We start from the raw sequence: 2,980 nt of genomic DNA, 5'->3' as shown, positions 1-2,980 counted from the left end.
GACACCAACGCAAGCATAAACATCTTAAATAAAGGGCTGTCAATAGCCTGACATATATAAAATACCGTAGGGCATACGGGAATTTACGCTTGTAGACACTGTGTAAGACGAGCCAACAAGGTAACTTGTTAGGAACGCGGTAGTGGCTGAAGCAAGAATCCCACGACTTTAGTCGTGTGGAGTGTCAATGAATGAGGAAAAATAAATGACTGACGAACAGTACGCACAGGCTGAGTCCTTCTGGACTCGAAAAGATGAAACCGAAAAGAAGCTGAATGCTGATGCTCTGTATAGCTGGATAGACGAGTTCTTATCATCCCATAAGGTTCTTGCCCTGGCAACTGCCACGAAGGATTTTATTCGCTGCACGCCGCTTGAGTACAGTTGGTATACCGGAGCACTTTGGATCTTCACCGAAGGCGGGCTTAAGTTCAAAGCCTTGAAGGAGAATAATCATATCGCGGCAGCGGTCTTCGAGACGAGTGCTTCCTTTGGCGGACTTAGGTCACTGCAGATCGAAGGAACAGTGGAGTTAGTCGAGCTGTTCTCCGATGAATATAAGAATGTCGCGGAGTTCAGAAAGATACCGCTACAAGCATTGAAGAAACTTAAAGAGCCTATGTGGCTTTTGAAGATCATACCGATAGAGATCACCTGCCTGAATTCAGATTTCAAGAAAGACGGATTTGGCAGCAGGCAGATATGGAAGAGGTGTCATTAATGAATGAGTATAAACCGCCATTTCACATGACGGATAAGATAACCAATCTTGTGGGAGATATCAGCGAGCAGATCGACAGGATCAAAGTGCTATCGCATGGCAATCTGAATCCGGCATTAGCACAAGGAGTTATCGAAATGACAATTCCCGACAAACCTAACAGCCGAAATCAGAGGTACAGGAGAAAGCAACTTGATCGGTGACCGACCAAGATACCGACCAAGTTAACGGCATACTGGGCCTAGACCTTGATCATAAACCGATTGGGCAGAGGAGAGCACGTGGAGACAGTGGCTTTGCTAACAAGAACAAATTGACAGAGGGCTGGAAAAGCCCGTGTTTAAGCCATTTCTGCGGCATCCGTCTTTTTGAGAAGAGAGACGGGTGCCGCGTTTTCTTTTAGAAAAAATGTAAAAGTTGGTCTGGCGTGGCTGTGGAAGGGCTATTTGGATGAATTTTTAATTGGCGAGACTGTGGCTTTGCTATTTTCGAGGGTTGTGACTGTGGAAAGGCAATTTTTCAGGGGCCGAGGCTGTTGGAAGGTTATATACAGAATGTGGCTTGAGCTCTGATAAAGGTGGAACAGATGAAAAAATGAGAGTGTGTTTAATAATTAACTAGTAATCATTAGAAATATGCTGTAAGCTGGAAAAAATGGCAAACTGGAAATCCAAGAGAACCAGGCGAAGGTAGTGAAGGAAATTTTTCATCTATACATGGACGGGAAAAGTGTTGATGATATTCGGGAGCAGCTATATGAAGAAGGAATATTCACACCAAACGGTGAGAAAAAGAAATGGAGCCGTGGATCTGTAACAGGAGTCCTTCATCAGGGCAAGTACACCGGAGATGTTACTATTTCGGCGTCAGACAACATCGGATCACAAGTGGTCATGACTGAGGCTATCCCTGCAATCATCAGTGAAGATACATTTCAGAAAGTGCAGAGGAAAATGGAGAAGCGAACAAGAAGGAAAGTAAAGAAGTAATAGCACAACTTTTGATTCTTTAGTAACTTGAGCATAATTATCTGATGCCGTGAAACAGAGGGAGAGCGGATATGAAGACGCGCTGAAAGGATAGGGGTAGATATGGATAAATTTGATCTTTTACCATATACAAAAACTGATGATGTACTGAAAGATTCCAGACAGATAATAGATGCCGCTCAAAAGAAAGCATATCAGACTGTCAACATTCTTCTGGTAGAGCGCAACTGGCTGCTTGGAAAAAGAATTTCGGAAGAATTTATGTCTGGCAGTGGGCAGGATCGATATGGGAAACAGATTATCGCAGATTTGTCAAAAAAACTGACAAAACTATATGGAAAAGGTTTTGACAGGGTATCGATCTACAGATATGTGAAATTTTTTCAGACCTTCCCTGAGATTGTGTCGACGCTGTCGACACAATCTTCTTCACTTTCGTGGAGCCACTATAGTATTCTGATTCAAGTACGGGATACCGAAGCAAGAAGATGGTACGAAAGAGAAGCCTGTGAACAGGGATGGTCTGTTCGGACGCTGCAACGTAATGTGTCATCTCAGTATTACTACCGTATGTTGAAAACGCAGGTGCCTGATCAGGTGGAGAGGGAGATGAAAGAACTGACCAGCCAATATCAGAATAGACTGGAATTTATTAAGAATCCGGTGATTGCCGAGTTCCTTGGTATGCAGGCAGATACTTCTTATCTTGAGTCGGACCTGGAGCAGTGCATCATCGACAATTTGCAGAAATTCCTCATGGAACTTGGAAAGGGGTATGCTTTTGTTGCAAGACAGCAACATATCCACACAGAGAAGGAAGATTATTATATCGATCTTGTTTTCTATAACTACATCATGAAGTGTTTTGTTTTGATTGACCTGAAAACGCAGAAGATTACGCATCAGGATGTCGGGCAGATGGACATGTACATCCGGATGTATGATGAGCTGAAGAAACAGCCGGATGATAATCCAACGCTTGGAATTGTTCTCTGCGCAGACACGGACGAGGATATTGCAAAGTATTCTGTAATGCATGGAAATGAGCAGCTGTTTGCCAGCAAATATAAATTGTATCTGCCAACTGACGAGGAACTGCGGGAGGAAATTCAGACACAGAAAGATATTTTTGAACTGCAACATATGAATGAGCCGGAATAACTATGTATCATTTGCAGATAACGTATAATAAGTTTCGCAAATTCAATTGAATAAAAATAGACATAGTCTATTGCCATCGGTAAAATTAAGTTACCACACAAAATCCACC

4 protein-coding genes are annotated in these 2,980 nt (G+C 42.8%); all 4 read left to right on the top strand.

The genetic code is table 11. The features are described from left to right. The first annotated feature begins 205 nt into the window (after positions 1 to 205). The 4 genes from ISF27_RS13005 (at position 206) to ISF27_RS12985 (ending at position 2,871) form a co-directional block, all read left to right on the top strand. The gene (locus ISF27_RS13005; RefSeq protein WP_194611893.1) at positions 206 to 721 is read left to right on the top strand and encodes a pyridoxamine 5'-phosphate oxidase family protein; all 516 of its coding nucleotides are present in this window, start codon (positions 206 to 208) and stop codon (positions 719 to 721) included. After that, positions 703 to 924, top strand: a complete 222-nt coding sequence (locus tag ISF27_RS13415) for a Fic family protein (protein ID WP_235986441.1) — start codon at positions 703 to 705, stop codon at positions 922 to 924. The genes ISF27_RS13005 and ISF27_RS13415 overlap by 19 nt, the downstream gene beginning before the upstream one ends. 459 nt (positions 925 to 1,383) lie before the next feature. Next, complete coding sequence (locus ISF27_RS12990) at positions 1,384 to 1,710, top strand: recombinase family protein (protein ID WP_268904271.1); 327 nt, start codon at positions 1,384 to 1,386, stop codon at positions 1,708 to 1,710. 102 nt (positions 1,711 to 1,812) lie between these two features. Next, positions 1,813 to 2,871, top strand: a complete 1,059-nt coding sequence (locus ISF27_RS12985; protein WP_194611891.1) for a PDDEXK nuclease domain-containing protein — start codon at positions 1,813 to 1,815, stop codon at positions 2,869 to 2,871. Positions 2,872 to 2,980 lie beyond the last annotated feature (109 nt).

The organism is Clostridium vitabionis (assembly GCF_015351765.1).
GTDB classification, from domain to species: domain Bacteria; phylum Bacillota; class Clostridia; order Lachnospirales; family Lachnospiraceae; genus Clostridium_R; species Clostridium_R vitabionis.
The sequence above is the reverse complement of the archived record's forward strand: the minus strand, read 5'-3'. Positions and strand labels throughout refer to the sequence as shown.

Excerpts from the sequence above, each read along its gene's own strand:
- ISF27_RS13005 (WP_194611893.1), top strand. The coding sequence starts at position 206 with ATGACTGACGAACAGTACGCACAGGCTGAGTCCTTCTGGACTCGAAAA.
- ISF27_RS13415 (WP_235986441.1), top strand. The coding sequence starts at position 703 with ATGGAAGAGGTGTCATTAATGAATGAGTATAAACCGCCATTTCACATG.
- ISF27_RS12985 (WP_194611891.1), top strand. The coding sequence starts at position 1,813 with ATGGATAAATTTGATCTTTTACCATATACAAAAACTGATGATGTACTG.